The sequence below is a fragment of the Sporomusa sp. genome, from assembly GCF_057736855.1.
The window spans coordinates 14,013-16,543 of the sequence record NZ_JBYKYF010000030.1 but is presented as its reverse complement, the minus strand read 5'-3'; the positions used below and the strand labels follow the sequence as shown (position 1 = coordinate 16,543).

Below are 2,531 nucleotides of genomic sequence, written 5' to 3'. Positions count from 1 at the left end.
GGGCTCACGCCAAAAATCATTTTCACGTATTAGCTGAACAAGTAGGTGATTTTACTGTTCCGGCCGGGGCAGTCTTCGGTGTTGGGAAAACAGCAGATAATCTACAAGGTGCTATAAATGGTGAATTGCATGAAGTAGAACAAATGTATCCTGTCTATTTAGAAGCAGCCAGATTTCAAAAAGAATCTGAAGCTGAAAAAGTCTTTCACTGGGCACTTGAAGCCGAAAAAATCCATGCAAAATTATTCGAAGATGCGCGCAAAGCCGCTGAAGCTGGTAAAGATTTAAATTTTAATACAGTATATATTTGTCCAGTCTGCGGTCATACCGTACTTGACCATGCACCTGACAAATGTCCCGTCTGCGGCGCTAAGCAATCCATGTACAAAGCCTTTTAACTAATAGGAAAATTCTTTTTCACTACTACAATTCTAAATATAAAAACATAAACTAAAGCCGGGCTATAGTCCGGCTTTAGCTAATTCCGCTTCCACCCCAAACAAGCAGGCGACATATTTTATCCATTCCCGAGCAGCAAAGGAGAGATAGGTCCCTTTTTTCCAGATAACTGCCAAATGCCATGGACTAATTTCCTCAGCGATAGGCAAAGCTATGATGTCCGCTTTGCCTACTTTATCGCATAGAACTTTAGGCAGTAACGCAACCCCAAGTTTAGCAGCCACAATTTCCACCATAAAATCCCATTGTGAGCTTTCACATAATACCTTAGGCCTAAAACCATACTCACAACATTTCTCCACAACATGGTCATGCAGGGCAAAATCTTTACGAAACAACACGATGGGTTCATCTTTTAAATCAGTAATATGAACAAGTTCACGCCCGGCCAAGCGGTGCTCTGCGTGTACAATTAGCCATATCGGCTCTTTTACAAATGTAAACATGGAAAAGTTGGCTTTATTCTTTAGCGGCAGCATAACAACGCCGATATCAATATCCCCATTTTCCACCATAGGTTCTACGACTTTTGAACCAACCTCTACCAAGTCGATAATAATGTTTGGATACTTTTTCTTAAATTCCCCGATAGCAATAGCAAAAAAACTAGTCTCAACTATGGGTGGAATTCCGATACGAATGCTGCCTTTTTGTCCTTTAGTTAAATCATCCAGGTCTGCAGCTACATTTTTCAATGACTCAATGATCTTGAGGCCACGTTCATATAGAGTCTGTCCGGCATCTGTCAACTTAATCCGACGTGCCGAACGGTCAATCAGCGTTACGCCAAGCTCAGCCTCTAAGCTGCGCACCATCTTGCTGATCGATGGCTGGGAAACGTGAAGCACTTTGGCAGCTTTAGTAAAACTTAATTGTCTGGCCACTTCAATAAAATATGTTAAACGCAGAATATCCACAACATATACTCCTACTTATATAGTATAAAATAAAGCCTCAAAAAGACTTATATCCTATACTATGGCTGTCCCAATATGAATATGTCAAGTTTTTTTATCACAAGCAGCAAATAAAAAGGACCTAACTCTAGCACAGGTAGTCACCATGCTGGAGTTAAGTCACTTATTATCAAAACCATGTAAATGTTCTTATGTCCTATTTACAGAAGCCAGGTGTAATAGTTGGTTAATCAAATAACCTACGACGGAACTGCGTTGTCCCAAAACTTCTGGGTTCGGGTAATGTCTCTACTGGTGGCAAGCGGCACAACCTTAGCCCGCTTATCGACAATCACTCCTGGTTTGACTGTCTCATAATTGGTATCAAAGTGCCAAAAACTAAGGATTCGTGTGAATAAAGCCTGCATGCTACCTCTTCCTCCCATTACCGTAAATCTATCTTTATTGTATACCTTTTTCACTCTGACAGTAAAATATACGTTAAGCATACGTAGGATTACTTACAGTTATAGGAGGATAAGCTTTTATTTACTGGCAGCCAATGCTTGTTCCAGATCATCAATCAAATCGGCCACATCTTCAATCCCAATCGAAAGACGAATCATGTCATCCGATACTCCGGCACTCACCAATTGCTCGCTTGACAATTGGGAGTGAGTGGTACTAGCTGGATGAATGACCAAGGACTTAGCATCACCTACATTGGCCAGCAGCGAGAATAAACGAAGTGCATGAATAAACTTGCGTCCGGCTTCCAGGCCGCCTTTGATGCCAAAAGTCATGATCGCCCCAGCACCTTTAGGCAAATATTTCTTCGCCAAGCTATAATCTTTATGACTTTCTAAGCCAGGATAACTAACCCAGGAAACCAACTCATGGTTTTCCAAATATTTAGCAACAGCAAGCGCATTTTGGCTGTGCCGTTCCATCCGCAAATGCAGTGTTTCCAGTCCCTGCAAAAACATAAAACTGTTGAACGGGCTCAGGCAGGCACCTATATCTCTTAGCACCTGCACTCTAAGCCTAATAATATAAGCCAGATTGCCAAGAGCTTCAGTATACCGCATATCATGATAGCTGGGGTCTGGCTCGGAGAGAAGCGGGAACTTGCCATTTCCCCAGTCAAACTTGCCGCCATCAATAACCACACCGCCC

At 42.2% G+C, this 2,531-nt stretch carries 4 protein-coding genes; 1 reads left to right on the top strand and 3 read right to left on the bottom strand.

All coding sequences use genetic code 11. From position 1 onward, the window contains the following. Positions 1 to 398, top strand: a 398-nt coding sequence (locus AC29Z1_RS03660) for a rubrerythrin family protein (protein WP_488270103.1), incomplete at its 5' end; no start/stop codon positions are given. A gap of 63 nt (positions 399 to 461) precedes the next feature. Here the strand turns inward: AC29Z1_RS03660 and AC29Z1_RS03655 are convergent. The 3 genes from AC29Z1_RS03655 to AC29Z1_RS03645 all read right to left on the bottom strand — a co-directional run. After that, the gene (locus AC29Z1_RS03655) at positions 462 to 1,376 is read right to left on the bottom strand and encodes a LysR family transcriptional regulator (RefSeq protein ID WP_488270102.1); all 915 of its coding nucleotides are present in this window, start codon (positions 1,374 to 1,376) and stop codon (positions 462 to 464) included. 239 nt (positions 1,377 to 1,615) lie between these two features. Continuing rightward, on the bottom strand, positions 1,616 to 1,783 hold the full coding sequence (locus tag AC29Z1_RS03650) for a hypothetical protein (RefSeq protein ID WP_488270101.1): 168 nt from the start codon (positions 1,781 to 1,783) through the stop codon (positions 1,616 to 1,618). A 117-nt stretch (positions 1,784 to 1,900) separates the two neighbouring features. Next, positions 1,901 to 2,531, bottom strand: a 631-nt coding sequence (locus tag AC29Z1_RS03645; protein WP_488270100.1) for a PLP-dependent transferase, incomplete at its 5' end; no start/stop codon positions are given.